Source organism: Vibrio inusitatus, from assembly GCA_024346935.1.
Classification (GTDB): domain Bacteria; phylum Pseudomonadota; class Gammaproteobacteria; order Enterobacterales; family Vibrionaceae; genus Vibrio; species Vibrio inusitatus.
The window spans coordinates 2603800-2619189 of the sequence record AP024878.1; the positions used below are offsets into that span (position 1 = coordinate 2603800).

The window sequence follows — 15390 nt, forward strand, 5'->3', positions numbered from 1 at the left end:
CCTTTCCCTCGAAGATTATTCTTCGATTTTACCGCCGGCAGCTTCAATAGCAGCTTTAGCGCCTTTAGTTACGCGAAGACCTTTAACAGTCACAGCTTTGTTAATTTCACCAGAAAGAACAACTTTTACAAATTCGATGTTCTTAGTGATTACGTTAGCAGCTTTAAGACTGTTTAGATCTACAACGTCACCAGTTACTTTCGCTAGCTCAGCTAGACGAACTTCAGCAGACACTAGACTCTTACGAGAAGTGAAACCGAACTTAGGTAGACGCTGTTTCAAAGGCATTTGACCGCCTTCAAAACCTGGACGAACACTGCCGCCAGAGCGAGACTTTTGACCTTTATGGCCACGGCCACCTGTTTTACCAAGGCCAGAACCGATACCACGACCTACGCGCTTCTTAGAAGGCTTAGAACCCGCAGCCGGTGATAGAGTATTCAAACGCATTTCTGATTACTCCTCAACTTTAACCATGTAGTAAACCTTGTTGATCATGCCGCGTACTGCAGGCGTGTCTTCAAGTTCTACTGTGTGGTTGATGCGACGAAGGCCAAGACCACGTAAGCACAGTTTGTGCTTAGGTAGACGACCGATTGAGCTTTTAGTTTGAGTTACTTTAATAGTTGCCATGGTGCTTACTCCGAAATATTTTCAACAGTTAGACCACGTTTAGCAGCTATCATCTCTGGAGATTTCATGCCGCTCAAACCATCAATAGTCGCGCGAACTACGTTGATAGGGTTCGTTGAACCGTACGCTTTCGCTAATACGTTATGAACACCTACAACTTCAAGTACTGCACGCATCGCACCGCCGGCGATGATACCTGTACCTTCCGCAGCTGGCTGCATGTAAACTTTAGAGCCAGTGTGACGACCTTTCACCGCGTGGTGAAGAGTACCCTCATTAAGCGCGATAGTAACCATGTTACGACGTGCTTTTTCCATTGCTTTTTGAATCGCTGCAGGTACTTCACGAGCTTTGCCGTAACCGAAACCTACGCGACCGTTACCGTCACCAACTACTGTTAGTGCAGTGAAACTAAAGATTCGACCACCTTTAACCGTCTTAGCAACGCGGTTAACGGCGATTAGTTTTTCTGCCAAATCTGAAGCTTGTTGTTGTTCTTTAGCCATCGATCAACCCTACCTTAGAATTTCAGACCAGCTTCGCGAGCAGAATCTGCTAGCGCCGCTACTCGACCGTGGTATTGAAAACCAGAACGATCGAAAGCAACATTTGAAATGCCTTTTTCGATAGCGCGCTCAGCAATAGCTTTACCTACAGCTTTAGCAGCGTCAACGTTACCAGTGTTCTTAACTTGCTCACGGATCGCTTTTTCTACAGTAGAAGCAGCTGCGATAACCTCAGAGCCGTTTGGTGCAATAACCTGTGCATACACATGACGAGGAGTACGGTGTACTACTAGACGGTTTACACGAAGTTCAGCAATCTTACGACGTGCACGTGTAGCACGACGGATGCGAGATGCTTTCTTATCCATAGTGTTACCTTACTTCTTCTTAGCTTCTTTGGTACGCACATATTCATCTGCGTAACGAACACCTTTACCTTTATAAGGTTCAGGCTCACGGTAAGAACGAATGTCAGCCGCAACTTGACCAACTAGTTGCTTATCAGCACCAGTTAGAACAATTTCAGTTTGGCTAGGACATTCAGCTTTAATACCCGCTGGCACAGCGTGCTCAACTGGGTGAGAGAAACCTAGAGTTAGGTTTACAGCGTTGCCTTTAATAGCAGCACGGTAACCAACACCCTTAAGAACCAGTTTCTTAGTAAAGCCTTCAGTAACACCAACAACCATGTTGTTTACAAGTGCACGAGCAGTACCAGCTTGTGCCCAAGCACCAGCTACACCTTCACGTGGACCGAAAGTTAGGTTGTTATCTTCCTGAGAAACTACTACTGCGTTGTTGAAAACGCGAGAAAGATCACCCTTAGGGCCTTTCACAGTAACTTCTTGACCATTAATCTTCACCTCTACTCCAGCTGGAATAGCGACAGGTGCTTTAGCAACACGAGACATATTCTACTCCTTAAGCTACGTAGCAGATGATCTCACCACCAAGACCCGCTTTGCGAGCGGCGCGGTCAGACATAAGACCTTTGGAAGTGGACACTACAGCAATACCCAAACCACCCATCACTGAAGGAAGGCTGTCTTTATTCTTATAGACGCGCAGACCTGGACGAGAAACACGTTGGATTTGCTCGATTACTGGTTTTGCTTGGAAGTACTTAAGAGTAACTTCTAGCTCTGGTTTTGCTCCGCTTTCTACAGCGAAGTCTGTGATGTAACCTTCGTTTTTCAGCAAAGTAGCAATTGCAACTTTAAGCTTTGAAGAAGGCATTTTTACAGCAACTTTGTTTGCTGCCTGACCGTTACGAATGCGGGTCAGCATATCCGAGATCGGATCTTGCATGCTCATACGTTATACTCCAAATGATTAAGTGGCAATTACCAGCTAGCCTTACGAAGACCCGGAATCTCGCCTTTCATGCAAGCTTCACGAACCTTAATACGGCTAAGACCGAACTTACGTAGGTAACCGTGTGGACGACCAGTTTGGTTGCAACGGTTACGCTGACGAGATGCACTTGAATCACGTGGAAGAGATTGCAGTTTAAGAACTGCGTCCCAACGCTCTTCTTCAGATGCGTTAACATCACTAATAGTGATTTTTAGCGCACGACGCTTTTCAGCGAATTTTGCTACTAGCTTTGCACGTTTTGTTTCACGTGCCTTCATAGATTGTTTAGCCATAACAGTAACCCTTCACCTTACTTACGGAATGGGAAGTTAAAGGCAGCCAGCAGAGCTCGGCCTTCCTCATCGGTGTTCGAAGAAGTCGTGATAGTAATATCAAGACCACGAACGCGATCAACTTTATCAAAGTCGATTTCCGGGAAGATGATTTGCTCGCGAACGCCCATGCTGTAGTTACCGCGTCCGTCAAAAGACTTAGCGCTAACACCACGGAAGTCACGTACACGTGGTAGAGCGATGTTAATCAAACGCTCAAGGAAATCCCACATACGTTCGCCACGCAAGGTTACTTTACAACCGATTGGGTAGCCTTCACGGATTTTAAAGCCTGCAACAGATTTACGCGCTTTAGTGATAAGTGGCTTTTGACCAGAGATCGTTGCCATATCAGATGCTGCGTTTTCTAGAAGCTTCTTATCGTTAATTGCTTCACCCACACCCATGTTAAGGGTGATCTTTTCGATTCTAGGGACTTGCATGACGCTTGTGTAGCTGAACTCTTTGGTCAGTTCAGCGACTACAGACGACTTGTAGTAATCATGCAGTTTCGCCATAGTTCACTCCAAATTACTCTATTCTTAGTTAGAAACGATTTCGTTATTAGACTTGAAGAAACGAACTTTCTTGCCATCTTCAAAACGGAAACCGATACGGTCTGCTTTACCAGTAGCTGCGTTGTAGATTGCAATGTTTGAAGCATCAATTGCTGCTTCTTGCTCTACGATACCACCTTGAACACCCATCGCCGGTACAGGCTTCTGATGTTTCTTAACAAGGTTGATACCTTCAACGATAACTTTACCAGTTGTTAGGACCTTAGTTACTTTACCTTTCTTGCCTTTATCTTTACCAGCAAGAACGATTACTTCGTCATTACGACGGATTTTAGCTGCCATTTCTGTGCTCCTTAAAGTACTTCTGGAGCCAGTGATACAATCTTCATGAATTTCGCATTACGAAGTTCACGAGTCACTGGGCCAAAGATACGAGTGCCGACTGGTTGCTCAGTAGTGTCATTCAACAATACACAAGCATTACGGTCGAAGCGAATGACAGAACCGTCTGGACGACGTACGCCTTTACGAGTGCGCACAACAACCGCCTTCAGTACATCACCTTTTTTTACTTTACCGCGAGGAATTGCTTCCTTCACAGTAACTTTGATGATGTCACCGATATGTGCATAACGACGGTGTGAGCCACCCAGAACCTTAATACACATTACCTTGCGCGCGCCAGAGTTATCTGCAGCGTCAAGTGTACTTTGCATTTGGATCATTGTTAGTGCTCCGCTAAATATTAAAAACTAGACCCTCTCGGGTCGGGCTGCCTCTTTAAAGGGACGCGAATTGTACCACCCTTTTTCGCAATTGGGTAGACAAAAAATAAGCGGCTTCCAAAAAAACCTGGAAGCCGCTTTAAGTTGTTAAAAATTAACGAAAATTAGATTTTCGCTTTTTCTACAACTTTCACCAAAGTCCAAGACTTAGTCTTAGACAGTGGACGACATTCTTGAACTTCAACAGTATCGCCTAGGCCACACTCGTTGTTTTCATCATGTGCGTGAATCTTAGTCGTGCGCTTTACGAACTTGCCGTAAATTGGGTGTTTAACCATGCGCTCGATAGCAACAGTAATAGACTTATCGCCTTTGTCACTAACAACTCGACCAAGTGAAGTACGGATTTTGTCGCTCATTATGCGTCTGCCTTCTCAGTCAATACGGTTTTAACACGTGCGATATCACGACGTACAGCTTTAAGAGTATGTGTTTGCTGTAGTTGACCAGTTGCAGCTTGCATGCGCAAGTTGAACTGTTCACGTAGCAAATTTAATAGCTCAGCGTTAAGCTCTTCAACGCTTTTTTCACGTAGCTCTTGTGCTTTCATTACATCACCTGCTTAGTTACAAATGTTGTTTTGATAGGCAGTTTACGTGCCGCTAGGCGGAACGCTTCACGTGCCAACTCTTCAGGTACGCCATTCATTTCGTACATAACCTTGCCAGGTTGGATTTGAGCAACCCAGTACTCAACATTACCTTTACCTTTACCTTGACGAACTTCAAGAGGTTTTTCAGTAATCGGTTTGTCTGGGAAGATACGAATCCAGATTTGACCTTGACGTTTAACATGACGTGTCATTGCACGACGTGCCGCTTCGATTTGACGAGCAGTAATACGTCCACGACCAACAGCTTTAAGACCGAATTCGCCGAAGCTTACTTCAGTACCTTTAGCTAGGCCACGGTTACGACCAGTCTGAACCTTACGGAACTTAGTACGTTTAGGTTGTAGCATCAGTCGTCTCCTTACTTACGGCTTTTGCGCTGCTTCTTAGGCTTGTCAGCCTTAGGCTCTACTGCATTAGCTGCTGGCATTCCACCAAGGATTTCTCCTTTGAAGATCCAAACTTTAATGCCGATCACACCGTATTGGGTGTGAGCCGAAGAAGTTGCGTAATCGATGTCAGCACGAAGAGTATGTAGTGGCACACGGCCTTCACGGTACCATTCAGTACGCGCGATTTCAGCACCGCCAAGACGGCCGCTTACTTCTACTTTGATACCTTTAGCGCCAAGACGCATTGCATTCTGAACTGCGCGCTTCATAGCACGACGGAACATAACGCGACGCTCTAGCTGAGACGCGATGCTGTCAGCTACTAATTTGCCATCAAGCTCAGGTTTACGAACCTCAGCGATGTTAATTTGTGCTGGAACACCTGCGATTTTAGCTACACCTGCGCGTAGCTTCTCAACGTCTTCGCCTTTCTTACCGATAACAACGCCAGGACGAGCAGTGTGAATAGTCACACGAATGCTCTTAGCTGGACGTTCGATAACGATACGTGAAAGAGACGCTTTTGAAAGTTCCTTAGTAAGGAACTGACGTACCTTGAAGTCGCCGTCTAGGTTGTCAGCGAAATCTTTGGTATTAGCAAACCATGTAGCATTCCAAGGCTTGACGATGCCAAGACGAATACCATTAGGATGTACTTTCTGACCCATTGCTTATCTCCTAGTCTTAAGCGTCTGCAACAACAATTGTGATGTGGCAAGAACGCTTCAAGATACGGTCGGCACGGCCTTTAGCACGAGGCATAATACGCTTCATGATAGGACCTTCATCTACGAAGATTTTAGCGACGTTTAGATCGTCGATATCTGCACCTTCGTTATGCTCAGCGTTTGCGATTGCTGATTCAAGAACTTTCTTAACTAGTACAGCAGCTTTTTTGTTGCTGAAAGTTAGTAGTTCAAGTGCTTGATCAACGTTCTTGCCACGGATTTGATCCGCTACAAGGCGCGCTTTCTGTGGAGAAATACGAGCAAAGTTATGTTTAGCTAAAGCTTCCATCATCTACTCCTTATTTCTTCTTAGCTTTCTTATCTGCAGCGTGGCCGCGATAAGTACGAGTTGGTGCGAATTCGCCCAGTTTGTGACCGATCATTTCTTCGGTTACGAATACTGGTACGTGCTGACGACCATTATGGACAGCGATGGTCAAACCAATCATTGTTGGGATGATCATTGAACGACGGGACCAAGTCTTAATAGGCTTTTTGTCTCCGCTTTCCACCGCTTTCTCTACCTTCTTCAGCAAGTGTAGGTCAATAAAAGGACCTTTCTTGAGAGAACGTGGCATGGCGATTCCTCTTTATAGATTACTTGTTACGACGACGTACGATGTACTTGTCAGTGCGCTTGTTCTTACGAGTCTTAAAGCCTTTAGTAGGCTGACCCCAAGGTGATACTGGATGACGGCCACCAGATGTACGACCTTCACCACCACCGTGTGGGTGATCTACCGGGTTCATTACTACACCACGTACGGTTGGACGTACGCCGCGCCAGCGTGAAGCACCAGCTTTACCTAGTTCACGTAGCATGTGCTCAGAGTTACCAACTTCACCGATCGTTGCACGACCTTCAGAAAGAACTTTGCGCATCTCGCCAGAACGTAGGCGTACAGTTACATATGCACCATCGCGAGCGATGATTTGTGCGTATGCACCTGCAGAACGAGCAATTTGTGCACCTTTACCAGGCTTAAGCTCAACACAGTGTACAGTTGAACCAACTGGGATGTTGCGCATCGGCAGAGTGTTACCTGCTTTGATTGGCGCATCAACACCAGACTGGACTGTATCACCAGCTGAAATGCCTTTAGGTGCGATGATGTAGCTACGCTCACCGTCTGCGTACAGAACTAGAGCAATGTTTGCGCTACGGTTTGGATCGTATTCTAGACGCTCAACTTTCGCTGGAATGCCATCTTTAGTACGTTTAAAGTCAATTAGACGGTAATGGTGTTTATGACCACCACCGATGTGACGTACTGTGATACGACCGTTGTTGTTACGACCACCGTTCTTAGAGTTTTTCTCTAGAAGTGGAGCGTATGGCTTACCCTTGTGTAGGTCAGCGTTAACAACTTTAACTACGTGACGACGACCAGGGGAAGTCGGCTTACATTTAACAATAGCCATTCTTAACTACTCCTGTTATTCCGCACCGCCAACGAAGTCAAGATCTTGACCTTCTTTCAAAGTAACGTAAGCTTTTTTCACGTCTGAACGACGGCCTTCACGCATACCTTGACGTTTGGTCTTACCCTTAAGAACAAGAGTATTTACAGACTTAACTTCAACTTCAAATAGCTTTTCTACAGCTGCTTTGATCTCTTTCTTAGTTGCATCTTTTGCTACTTTGAAAACGATAGTGTTCGCTTTCTCTGCAGCCATAGTTGCTTTTTCAGAGATATGTGGAGCACGTAGAACTTTTAGTAGACGCTCTTCAGTGATCATGCCAGCATCTCCTCAACTTGCTTCACTGCATCAGCAGTAATTAGAACCTTGTCGAACGCAATAAGACTTACTGGATCAATCGCAGCAACGTCACGAGCGTCAACTTTATAAAGGTTACGAGCAGCTAAGAATAGATTTTCATCTACTTCACTAGTCACGATCAGAACATCGTTAAGCTCAAGATCTTTCAGCTTAGCTATTAGCTCTTTAGTTTTTGGTGCTTCTACTGAGAAGTTATCTACAACAACTAGACGTTCTTGACGAACTAGCTCAGAAAGAATGCTTTTCATAGCGCCGCGGTACATTTTCTTGTTTACTTTTTGGCTGTGATCCTGTGGTTTCGCAGCAAAAGTAACACCACCTGAACGCCAGATTGGGCTACGAATAGTACCAGCACGTGCACGGCCAGTACCTTTCTGACGCCATGGCTTAGCGCCACCGCCAGATACTTCAGAACGAGTCTTTTGAGCACGAGTACCTTGACGAGCACCTGCTGCAAAAGCAACAACTACTTGGTGTACAAGAGCTTCGTTGAAGTCACGTCCGAAAGTAGTCTCGGAAACAGTTAGTGCATCAGCACCTTTAACCATCAATTCCATTACTTACTCCTAGACGTTATGCTTTAACAGCTGGTTTTACGATAACGTTGCCGCCGATAGAGCCTGGTACTGCACCTTTAATAAGAAGCAGATTGCGCTCAGCGTCAACACGTACGATCTCTAGGTTTTGAGTCGTTACACGCTCAGCACCCATATGACCAGCCATTTTCTTGCCTTTAAATACGCGACCTGGAGTTTGACATTGGCCAATTGAACCCGGTGCGCGGTGAGACAAGGAGTTACCGTGAGTCATATCTTGAGTAGAGAAGTTCCAACGCTTGATAGCGCCTTGGAAGCCTTTACCTTTAGATGTACCAGTAACGTCTACTTTTTTAACTTCGTTGAAAAGTTCTACGTTTAGCTCAGCGCCAACTTCAAACTCTTCGCCGTTTTCTAAACGGAATTCCCAAAGACCGCGACCTGCTTCAACACCTGCTTTCGCAAAGTGACCAGCTTCGGCTTTATTAACGCGGCTAGCTTTCTTAGCACCAGCTGTAATCTGGATTGCAGAGTAACCATCAGTATCAAGAGTACGAACTTGTGATACACGGTTATTTTCTACTTCCACTACAGTTACTGGGATAGAAACGCCTTCTTCGGTAAATACGCGGGTCATACCCACTTTACGTCCGACTAGACCAATCATTATTCTAATCTCCCTTAACCTAGGCTGATTTGAACATCAACACCAGCTGCAAGGTCTAGACGCATAAGAGCATCTACAGTCTTGTCAGTTGGTTCTACGATGTCGATCAAACGCTTGTGTGTACGAATTTCATACTGGTCACGCGCGTCTTTGTTAACGTGTGGGGAAGTTAGAACAGTGAAACGCTCTTTACGAGTAGGTAGTGGAATAGGACCACGAACCTGTGCGCCAGTACGTTTTGCTGTTTCAACGATTTCCGCAGTTGAAGCATCGATTAGTTTATAATCGAAAGCTTTAAGGCGGATACGAATACGTTGGTTCTGCATGAGACAGAGCTCCAATTAATAATTAAATACACAAACAATATCGCCACTCACACTTAAAAAGATAAGGGAATGCCGATTGATTTATGTGAAACCGTAGCCTCCAAAATCAGGAAGCATTGTCAGCTAATTTTCGATTAACTTGTAGCTTAAAGCTATTTTATTAATTGTATTAACCGCGAACATAAGCTGAGTATACGTTACCTAGGAAAAACCTAGCTCCTCAGTGCTCATTGGTTCACAACCGACTTAAGTCAGTGGGAGGCATTATACAGATCACAGAATGGTATGCAAGGGGTGTGTGAAAAATAATCGGAGGAACAGCTACAAGCTGGAAGCTTCAAACCTTTAGAGGGGGAAATATCAATCTGGTAGCTGGTAGCTAAAAACTATCGGCTATTAAATACAAAAAGGGAAGCCGAAGCTCCCCTTTTCAGATGCGGCTTCTTCCGAAGAAGAATATCGCAAGATTTTAACTAAATATTAGTCAAAGATCTTAGCAACAACACCAGCACCTACAGTACGGCCACCTTCGCGGATTGCGAAACGTAGACCTTCGTCCATTGCGATTGGAGCGATTAGCTCAACAGTCATTTGAACGTTGTCACCTGGCATTACCATCTCTACGCCTTCAGGTAGAGTGATGTCGCCTGTTACGTCAGTTGTACGGAAGTAGAACTGTGGACGGTAACCCTTGAAGAAAGGAGTGTGACGGCCGCCTTCGTCTTTAGAAAGTACGTATACTTCAGACTCAAACTTAGTGTGTGGGTTGATAGAACCTTTAGCTGAAAGTACTTGACCACGTTCAACGTCATCACGCTTAGTACCACGTAGAAGTGCACCAACGTTCTCACCTGCACGACCTTCGTCAAGCAGCTTACGGAACATTTCAACACCAGTACAAGTAGTAAGAGTAGTTTCTTTAATACCAACGATTTCTACTTCGTCACCAACGCGTAGGATACCGCGCTCGATACGACCAGTAACTACTGTACCACGACCCTGGATTGAGAATACATCTTCAATAGGAAGTAGGAACGGTAGATCAACAGCACGCTCTGGAAGTGGAATGTAAGAATCTAGTGCTTCTGCAAGCTCAACAATCTTGTCTTCCCACTCTTTTTCGCCGTTTAGAGCGCCAAGTGCAGAACCTTGAATTACAGGAAGATCATCTCCTGGGTATTCGTACTCAGAAAGAAGTTCACGAACTTCCATTTCTACTAGCTCAAGTAGCTCTTCGTCATCAACCATGTCACATTTGTTCATGAATACGATGATGTAAGGGATACCAACCTGACGACCAAGTAGGATGTGCTCACGAGTTTGTGGCATAGGGCCATCTGTAGCAGCAACAACTAGGATACCGCCGTCCATTTGAGCAGCACCAGTGATCATGTTTTTAACATAATCGGCGTGTCCAGGACAGTCTACGTGTGCGTAGTGACGTTCAGGAGTATCGTACTCTACGTGAGAAGTAGCGATTGTGATACCGCGCTCACGCTCTTCAGGAGCGTTATCGATAGATGCGAAGTCTTTAGCTTCACCACCGTATACTTTTGATAAAGTAGTACAGATAGCAGCAGTTAGAGTTGTTTTACCGTGGTCAACGTGGCCGATAGTACCAACGTTTACGTGCGGTTTCGTACGTTCAAATTTTTCTTTAGACACGATCGTGTTCCTTCCTAGTTATGATTCGCCGCGACCGAAAATAGTCGGGGCGCGTCAGAATTTGCTATTTTAAGCATCAAACGCCTTTAGCGCAATATTTAGGCGCACTGATCTGATAATTTCATCAGCTCAATTGTTACGCCCAATTATTAACCACGCTCGGCAATAATAGCATCAGCCACATTCTTCGGCACTTCAGCGTACTCACTAAACTCCATAGAGTAAGAAGCACGGCCTTGTGTCGCCGAACGCAAGTCAGTTGAATAGCCAAACATGACAGACAGCGGAACCTGCGCACGGACAACTTTTAGTCCTGCAGTACCGTCTTCCATGCCTTCAATAATGCCACGGCGACGATTTAGGTCACCTACGACACTACCCATCCAGTCTTCTGGCGTGGTTATTTCAACTTTCATCATTGGTTCAAGGAGAACTGGTTGTGCCTTAAGAGCACCATCCCTAAACGCCATTGAGGCAGCGATTCTAAACGCTATCTCACTTGAGTCAACATCGTGGTAAGAACCATCGAACAAAGTCGCTTTGACATCCTGCATAGGATAGCCAGCAAGCACACCATTGATCATTTGCTCTTCGATACCTTTCGATACCGAATTGATGTATTCACTAGGAACCACACCATCCACAATATCGTTCTCAAAAACAAAACCTTCGCCCGGCTCTGATGGCTCAAGTTTAAGCCATACGTGACCATATTGGTTACGTTCACCTTGGCGAATAAATTTACCTTCAATTTCAGTTGTACCGCGAATCGCTTCTCGGTAAGCCACTTGAGGGTTACCTACATTACAACCAACATTGAATTCACGTTTCATACGGTCGACGATGATATCAAGGTGAAGCTCACCCATACCAGAGATCAGTGTCTGACCTGTTTCTTCGTCCATCTCCACGTGGAAAGAAGGATCTTCCGCAGCAAGCTTGTCTAAAGCAATGGCCATTTTATCTTGGTCTGCTTGAGACCTTGGCTCAACCACAATCTGAATAACGGGATCAGGAAACTCCATGCGCTCTAGAATCACTTTGTGGTTCTGATCGCACAAGGTATCACCTGTCGTTACGTCTTTAAGACCGATTACGGCTGCAATATCACCTGCACGTACTTCTTTCACTTCTTCACGTTTGTTCGAGTGCATTTGCACAATACGACCAAGACGTTCTTTTTTCTGTTTAACTGAGTTGTAGACCGTATCTGCAGTTTTGACAACACCAGAATAAACACGCATAAAGCTCAACGTACCCACGAATGGGTCTGTCGCAATCTTAAACGCTAGTGCAGCGAACGGTTCTTTGTCGTCGGCATGACGCTCAACTTCTTTTTCGTTCTCGTCTACACCTTGAATCGCTGGAACGTCAACTGGCGATGGAAGGAAGTCAACAACAGCATCAAGTACAGCTTGAACACCTTTGTTTTTGAAAGCACTTCCACAAGTTGCCAATACAATTTCATTGTTAAGAGTACGAATACGCAGACCTTGCTTAATCTCCGCTTCGCTTAGCTCACCCTCTTCAAGATATTTGTCCATCAACTCTTCATTGGCTTCAGCCGCCGCTTCAACCAAGTTGATACGCCATTCTTCAGCACTTTCAAGCATGTCAGCTGGAATATCTTCATAAGAGAAAGACATACCTTGATCAGCTTCGTTCCAGCTGATGCGCTTCATCTTGATAAGGTCAACAACGCCAGCAAACTCATCTTCCGCACCTACATTTAGCTGGATAGGAATTGGAGTTGCGCCAAGACGCTCTTCAATTTGATCGACAACACGTAAAAAGTCTGCACCCGTACGGTCCATTTTATTAACGAACACTAAACGAGGAACACCGTATTTATCAGCTTGACGCCAAACGGTTTCAGATTGAGGCTCAACACCAGACGCGCCACAGAATACCACTACTGCACCATCAAGTACGCGCAATGAGCGCTCTACTTCGATAGTGAAGTCAACGTGTCCTGGGGTATCAATGATGTTGATGCGATGATCTGAGAATTGAGCTTCCATACCGCGCCAAAAGGTGGTGGTAGCCGCAGATGTGATAGTAATACCACGCTCTTGCTCTTGCTCCATCCAGTCCATGATTGCTGCGCCATCATGAACCTCACCAATTTTATGGGAGAGACCGGTATAGAATAGAATACGCTCACTTGTGGTTGTTTTACCTGCATCTACGTGAGCCACGATACCGATATTACGGTAGTGCTCAATAGGAGTTTTACGAGCCACGATTGTATCCTCTTATTAGGGACTATTGATATTTTAAAAAGAGCTTTAAAAATATGAATAGACCCTATTTTTCCTTTCTGAAAAATAGAGAAATGCAGCGAGCCAAGCTCGCTGCACTAAAGGTATTACCGAGGGATTACCAGCGGTAGTGTGCGAACGCTTTGTTAGCGTCAGCCATGCGGTGAACGTCTTCACGTTTCTTAACCGCAGTACCTTTGTTCTCAGACGCGTCTAGCATTTCAGCAGCTAGGCGTTGAGCCATAGATTTTTCACCACGCTTACGCGCAGCTTCAACCAACCAACGCATAGCAAGTGCGTTACGGCGAACCGGACGAACTTCTACAGGTACTTGGTAAGTTGAACCACCTACACGGCGAGATTTAACTTCTACCGCTGGGCGAACATTTTCAAGAGCTTCTTCAAATACAGATAAGTGGTCTTTACCAGACTTCTCAGCCATAGTTTCTAGTGCAGTGTAAACAATTTTCTCTGCAGTAGATTTTTTTCCGTCAACCATAAGGATGTTAACGAATTTTGCCAGCAGTTCAGATTTGAACTTAGGATCTGGAAGGATCTTACGCTGACCAATAACGCGACGACGTGGCATAGGAATTCTCCGTTGTCTTCTTCAGGTTATCCAAAACTTATTCAGTTTCTTCAAAATAAAAATATGAAATTGAGTGTTTGGCCTTACTTAACGCCTTTCTTTAAAAGAAAGTAAGCATTAAGACTTAGGACGCTTCACACCGTACTTAGAACGACCTTGTTTACGGTCGTTAACGCCTGCACAGTCAAGTGCACCACGAACAGTGTGGTAACGTACACCAGGAAGGTCTTTAACACGACCGCCACGGATAAGAACAACACTGTGCTCTTGAAGGTTGTGACCTTCACCGCCGATGTACGAAGTCACTTCAAAGCCGTTCGTTAGACGAACACGGCAAACCTTACGAAGTGCTGAGTTAGGTTTTTTAGGTGTAGTAGTGTAAACACGAGTACATACACCACGTTTTTGTGGGCACGCTTCTAGTGCAGGCACGTTGCTTTTAACAACTTGCTTTGCACGAGGCTTACGTACCAACTGGTTAATAGTTGCCATTAACTAGCTCCTGATTTACTTAAAGTAAGCTTTGTGAAAAATCTAAGCCCTATCACACTAGTGCAATTAGGGACGCGAAATTCTATTCGGGGATGGGGGGGGTGTCAAGAAATATACAGATCTTTTTTAACCAGTGAGCAGATCCTTATCAGATCGTGCCTAGATCGGGCATAAACATGTAGAAACAATCTTACCAAGTAATGGATTTGCTGTGCTCAGCAGTGAGATCCACAAATCCAGCAAAGTCGACCGCTTCGATATGAGAAGCACAAACACTCGACAAACCTCGAGCTGTAATGTCAGGTTCAAGCGCTTTAATTTTAATCGAAGGTAAAATTACATGCTTTCTGTGTTTAGGATTCGTCGCATACACCGCTTCTTCAACCAATAGCAAAGTGTCTTTTGATGATACATAACGAGATAGGATTTCTAGACTGTGTAAACGAGATACAATATGAAGCATGACTAAAACCTTAGTATGACATCTGAAGTTGCAAGCTTATGCGCGATTTCTTCACTATCCAGAACTTCTGCGTCCAAGAACAGTTGTTGCTCCGTAAAGCCTAATTCATTCAAGCTCTCGCGGCACACATAAATCTCTTCGACTTCGTAGAGATCTAACAAACGAAATGCAGAGATATAATCCCGACTTAGGATAGATTGTGGTTGCTGCTGTTTTAATAGCTGACTCACTCCATCCCCAACAAAAACCAATTGTAAGCTCTCACTGTAGGCAGAAGTCGCGAGAATAGCATCTAAGCCTTCTCGACCTTGCGCTGTACTGTGTGGGGTACTAGAGAATACAAAGGTAATCTTCTTCAAAACTGCACTACCCTATCTTGAGTCAATAACGCTTCCGCTAAACTCCCTAGGCCGGATTGCTCAAAGCCATCAGCAAGATTTGATTGAGCAAGCTGGTGCTGCTCAGATTCATCTTTGCCGACAATACCTCTTCGCAATGCTGCAGCAACACAGGTTTGCAGCAACACGCCATGCTCAGCAGCTAGTTGCTGCCAAGCAGACACTAAATCGAACTCATCATTCGCAGGAACAGTAAGACCATTGCCGTTTGTTACGCCTTGTTGATAAAAGAACACACTCACTAAGCGATGTCCTTTCTTTATCAGTGCTTCAGCAAACTGGTAAGCATTTAAACTAGATTGCTCACCATAAACCTCACCACTAACCACTAAGGTGTACGATAGGCTCAAA

At 45.0% G+C, this 15390-nt stretch carries 28 protein-coding genes; all 28 read right to left on the reverse strand.

Features of this window, described 5'->3' with window-relative positions; all coding sequences use genetic code 11:
• Positions 1-15: 15 nt before the first annotated feature.
• The 28 genes from rplO to tusD all read right to left on the reverse strand — a co-directional run bounded on the left by rplO (position 16) and on the right by tusD (position 15389).
• Positions 16-450 carry a 50S ribosomal protein L15 gene (gene rplO / locus OCU48_RS11940; protein ID WP_021712509.1) on the reverse strand — a complete coding sequence of 145 codons (435 nt, stop codon included), beginning with the start codon at positions 448-450 and terminating at the stop codon, positions 16-18.
• 6 nt (positions 451-456) lie between these two features.
• Complete coding sequence (gene rpmD / locus OCU48_RS11945; protein WP_017029085.1) at positions 457-633, reverse strand: 50S ribosomal protein L30; 177 nt, start codon at positions 631-633, stop codon at positions 457-459.
• A 5-nt stretch (positions 634-638) separates the two neighbouring features.
• Positions 639-1139, reverse strand: coding sequence for a 30S ribosomal protein S5 (gene rpsE / locus OCU48_RS11950; RefSeq protein WP_017029086.1), 501 nt, complete (start codon positions 1137-1139; stop codon positions 639-641).
• 14 nt (positions 1140-1153) lie between these two features.
• Positions 1154-1507 (reverse strand): 50S ribosomal protein L18, encoded by a 354-nt coding sequence (gene rplR / locus OCU48_RS11955; protein WP_021712512.1) that lies wholly within the window; start codon positions 1505-1507, stop codon positions 1154-1156.
• 9 nt (positions 1508-1516) lie between these two features.
• Positions 1517-2050: a 50S ribosomal protein L6 gene (gene rplF, locus OCU48_RS11960; RefSeq protein ID WP_141344814.1), complete on the reverse strand. Its 534-nt coding sequence runs from the start codon at positions 2048-2050 to the stop codon at positions 1517-1519.
• Positions 2051-2060: 10 nt separating this feature from the next.
• On the reverse strand, positions 2061-2453 hold the full coding sequence (gene rpsH, locus OCU48_RS11965; protein ID WP_017029089.1) for a 30S ribosomal protein S8: 393 nt from the start codon (positions 2451-2453) through the stop codon (positions 2061-2063).
• 29 nt (positions 2454-2482) lie between these two features.
• Complete coding sequence (gene rpsN / locus OCU48_RS11970) at positions 2483-2788, reverse strand: 30S ribosomal protein S14 (protein WP_017029090.1); 306 nt, start codon at positions 2786-2788, stop codon at positions 2483-2485.
• 17 nt (positions 2789-2805) lie between these two features.
• Entirely contained in the window at positions 2806-3345 is a 540-nt protein-coding gene (gene rplE, locus OCU48_RS11975; RefSeq protein WP_017029091.1) for a 50S ribosomal protein L5, read from the reverse strand.
• A 24-nt stretch (positions 3346-3369) separates the two neighbouring features.
• Complete coding sequence (rplX, locus tag OCU48_RS11980; RefSeq protein WP_141344813.1) at positions 3370-3687, reverse strand: 50S ribosomal protein L24; 318 nt, start codon at positions 3685-3687, stop codon at positions 3370-3372.
• Positions 3688-3698: 11 nt separating this feature from the next.
• Positions 3699-4070: a 50S ribosomal protein L14 gene (gene rplN, locus OCU48_RS11985; RefSeq protein ID WP_006075569.1), complete on the reverse strand. Its 372-nt coding sequence runs from the start codon at positions 4068-4070 to the stop codon at positions 3699-3701.
• Between the two features lie 164 nt (positions 4071-4234).
• Positions 4235-4489: a 30S ribosomal protein S17 gene (gene rpsQ, locus OCU48_RS11990; RefSeq protein WP_141344812.1), complete on the reverse strand. Its 255-nt coding sequence runs from the start codon at positions 4487-4489 to the stop codon at positions 4235-4237.
• A complete protein-coding gene (gene rpmC / locus OCU48_RS11995; RefSeq protein ID WP_017029095.1) occupies positions 4489-4680 on the reverse strand; it encodes a 50S ribosomal protein L29 in 192 nt (63 codons plus the stop codon). Before rpmC ends, rpsQ begins: the two co-directional genes overlap by 1 nt.
• The gene (rplP, locus tag OCU48_RS12000) at positions 4680-5090 is read right to left on the reverse strand and encodes a 50S ribosomal protein L16 (RefSeq protein ID WP_017029096.1); all 411 of its coding nucleotides are present in this window, start codon (positions 5088-5090) and stop codon (positions 4680-4682) included. The genes rpmC and rplP overlap by 1 nt, the downstream gene beginning before the upstream one ends.
• 11 nt (positions 5091-5101) lie before the next feature.
• On the reverse strand, positions 5102-5800 hold the full coding sequence (gene rpsC, locus OCU48_RS12005; RefSeq protein ID WP_141344811.1) for a 30S ribosomal protein S3: 699 nt from the start codon (positions 5798-5800) through the stop codon (positions 5102-5104).
• 16 nt (positions 5801-5816) lie between these two features.
• Positions 5817-6149 (reverse strand): 50S ribosomal protein L22, encoded by a 333-nt coding sequence (rplV, locus tag OCU48_RS12010; RefSeq protein ID WP_141344810.1) that lies wholly within the window; start codon positions 6147-6149, stop codon positions 5817-5819.
• A 10-nt stretch (positions 6150-6159) separates the two neighbouring features.
• The gene (gene rpsS / locus OCU48_RS12015; RefSeq protein ID WP_004736729.1) at positions 6160-6438 is read right to left on the reverse strand and encodes a 30S ribosomal protein S19; all 279 of its coding nucleotides are present in this window, start codon (positions 6436-6438) and stop codon (positions 6160-6162) included.
• Between the two features lie 19 nt (positions 6439-6457).
• Positions 6458-7282, reverse strand: coding sequence for a 50S ribosomal protein L2 (gene rplB, locus OCU48_RS12020; protein WP_141344809.1), 825 nt, complete (start codon positions 7280-7282; stop codon positions 6458-6460).
• A gap of 15 nt (positions 7283-7297) precedes the next feature.
• Positions 7298-7600, reverse strand: a complete 303-nt coding sequence (gene rplW, locus OCU48_RS12025) for a 50S ribosomal protein L23 (RefSeq protein ID WP_017029101.1) — start codon at positions 7598-7600, stop codon at positions 7298-7300.
• Positions 7597-8199, reverse strand: coding sequence for a 50S ribosomal protein L4 (gene rplD, locus OCU48_RS12030; protein WP_141344808.1), 603 nt, complete (start codon positions 8197-8199; stop codon positions 7597-7599). Before rplD ends, rplW begins: the two co-directional genes overlap by 4 nt.
• A gap of 16 nt (positions 8200-8215) precedes the next feature.
• Complete coding sequence (rplC, locus tag OCU48_RS12035) at positions 8216-8845, reverse strand: 50S ribosomal protein L3 (protein WP_017029103.1); 630 nt, start codon at positions 8843-8845, stop codon at positions 8216-8218.
• Between the two features lie 14 nt (positions 8846-8859).
• Positions 8860-9171, reverse strand: a complete 312-nt coding sequence (gene rpsJ / locus OCU48_RS12040; protein WP_004736761.1) for a 30S ribosomal protein S10 — start codon at positions 9169-9171, stop codon at positions 8860-8862.
• Positions 9172-9651: 480 nt separating this feature from the next.
• Positions 9652-10836: an elongation factor Tu gene (gene tuf / locus OCU48_RS12045; RefSeq protein ID WP_337983893.1), complete on the reverse strand. Its 1185-nt coding sequence runs from the start codon at positions 10834-10836 to the stop codon at positions 9652-9654.
• 149 nt (positions 10837-10985) lie between these two features.
• Positions 10986-13079 (reverse strand): elongation factor G, encoded by a 2094-nt coding sequence (fusA, locus tag OCU48_RS12050; protein ID WP_141345690.1) that lies wholly within the window; start codon positions 13077-13079, stop codon positions 10986-10988.
• Between the two features lie 136 nt (positions 13080-13215).
• Entirely contained in the window at positions 13216-13686 is a 471-nt protein-coding gene (gene rpsG / locus OCU48_RS12055; protein ID WP_141345689.1) for a 30S ribosomal protein S7, read from the reverse strand.
• Between the two features lie 117 nt (positions 13687-13803).
• Positions 13804-14178, reverse strand: a complete 375-nt coding sequence (gene rpsL / locus OCU48_RS12060) for a 30S ribosomal protein S12 (protein WP_004399892.1) — start codon at positions 14176-14178, stop codon at positions 13804-13806.
• Positions 14179-14368: 190 nt separating this feature from the next.
• Positions 14369-14641 (reverse strand): sulfurtransferase complex subunit TusB, encoded by a 273-nt coding sequence (gene tusB, locus OCU48_RS12065; RefSeq protein WP_141345688.1) that lies wholly within the window; start codon positions 14639-14641, stop codon positions 14369-14371.
• A gap of 2 nt (positions 14642-14643) precedes the next feature.
• Entirely contained in the window at positions 14644-15000 is a 357-nt protein-coding gene (gene tusC, locus OCU48_RS12070) for a sulfurtransferase complex subunit TusC (protein WP_141345687.1), read from the reverse strand.
• Positions 14997-15389 (reverse strand): sulfurtransferase complex subunit TusD, encoded by a 393-nt coding sequence (tusD, locus tag OCU48_RS12075; RefSeq protein ID WP_141345686.1) that lies wholly within the window; start codon positions 15387-15389, stop codon positions 14997-14999. The genes tusC and tusD overlap by 4 nt, the downstream gene beginning before the upstream one ends.
• Position 15390 lies beyond the last annotated feature (1 nt).

Bases quoted from the DNA above. Each gene is read 5' to 3' on its own strand.
- rplO (WP_021712509.1), bottom strand. From the start codon at position 450: ATGCGTTTGAATACTCTATCACCGGCTGCGGGTTCTAAGCCTTCTAAG.
- rpmD (WP_017029085.1), bottom strand. From the start codon at position 633: ATGGCAACTATTAAAGTAACTCAAACTAAAAGCTCAATCGGTCGTCTA.
- rpsE (WP_017029086.1), bottom strand. From the start codon at position 1,139: ATGGCTAAAGAACAACAACAAGCTTCAGATTTGGCAGAAAAACTAATC.
- rplR (WP_021712512.1), bottom strand. From the start codon at position 1,507: ATGGATAAGAAAGCATCTCGCATCCGTCGTGCTACACGTGCACGTCGT.
- rplF (WP_141344814.1), bottom strand. From the start codon at position 2,050: ATGTCTCGTGTTGCTAAAGCACCTGTCGCTATTCCAGCTGGAGTAGAG.
- rpsH (WP_017029089.1), bottom strand. From the start codon at position 2,453: ATGAGCATGCAAGATCCGATCTCGGATATGCTGACCCGCATTCGTAAC.
- rpsN (WP_017029090.1), bottom strand. From the start codon at position 2,788: ATGGCTAAACAATCTATGAAGGCACGTGAAACAAAACGTGCAAAGCTA.
- rplE (WP_017029091.1), bottom strand. From the start codon at position 3,345: ATGGCGAAACTGCATGATTACTACAAGTCGTCTGTAGTCGCTGAACTG.
- rplX (WP_141344813.1), bottom strand. From the start codon at position 3,687: ATGGCAGCTAAAATCCGTCGTAATGACGAAGTAATCGTTCTTGCTGGT.
- rplN (WP_006075569.1), bottom strand. From the start codon at position 4,070: ATGATCCAAATGCAAAGTACACTTGACGCTGCAGATAACTCTGGCGCG.
- rpsQ (WP_141344812.1), bottom strand. From the start codon at position 4,489: ATGAGCGACAAAATCCGTACTTCACTTGGTCGAGTTGTTAGTGACAAA.
- rpmC (WP_017029095.1), bottom strand. From the start codon at position 4,680: ATGAAAGCACAAGAGCTACGTGAAAAAAGCGTTGAAGAGCTTAACGCT.
- rplP (WP_017029096.1), bottom strand. From the start codon at position 5,090: ATGCTACAACCTAAACGTACTAAGTTCCGTAAGGTTCAGACTGGTCGT.
- rpsC (WP_141344811.1), bottom strand. From the start codon at position 5,800: ATGGGTCAGAAAGTACATCCTAATGGTATTCGTCTTGGCATCGTCAAG.
- rplV (WP_141344810.1), bottom strand. From the start codon at position 6,149: ATGGAAGCTTTAGCTAAACATAACTTTGCTCGTATTTCTCCACAGAAA.
- rpsS (WP_004736729.1), bottom strand. From the start codon at position 6,438: ATGCCACGTTCTCTCAAGAAAGGTCCTTTTATTGACCTACACTTGCTG.
- rplB (WP_141344809.1), bottom strand. From the start codon at position 7,282: ATGGCTATTGTTAAATGTAAGCCGACTTCCCCTGGTCGTCGTCACGTA.
- rplW (WP_017029101.1), bottom strand. From the start codon at position 7,600: ATGATCACTGAAGAGCGTCTACTAAAAGTTCTACGTGCTCCACATATC.
- rplD (WP_141344808.1), bottom strand. From the start codon at position 8,199: ATGGAATTGATGGTTAAAGGTGCTGATGCACTAACTGTTTCCGAGACT.
- rplC (WP_017029103.1), bottom strand. From the start codon at position 8,845: ATGATTGGTCTAGTCGGACGTAAAGTGGGTATGACCCGCGTATTTACC.
- rpsJ (WP_004736761.1), bottom strand. From the start codon at position 9,171: ATGCAGAACCAACGTATTCGTATCCGCCTTAAAGCTTTCGATTATAAA.
- rpsG (WP_141345689.1), bottom strand. From the start codon at position 13,686: ATGCCACGTCGTCGCGTTATTGGTCAGCGTAAGATCCTTCCAGATCCT.
- rpsL (WP_004399892.1), bottom strand. From the start codon at position 14,178: ATGGCAACTATTAACCAGTTGGTACGTAAGCCTCGTGCAAAGCAAGTT.
- tusB (WP_141345688.1), bottom strand. From the start codon at position 14,641: ATGCTTCATATTGTATCTCGTTTACACAGTCTAGAAATCCTATCTCGT.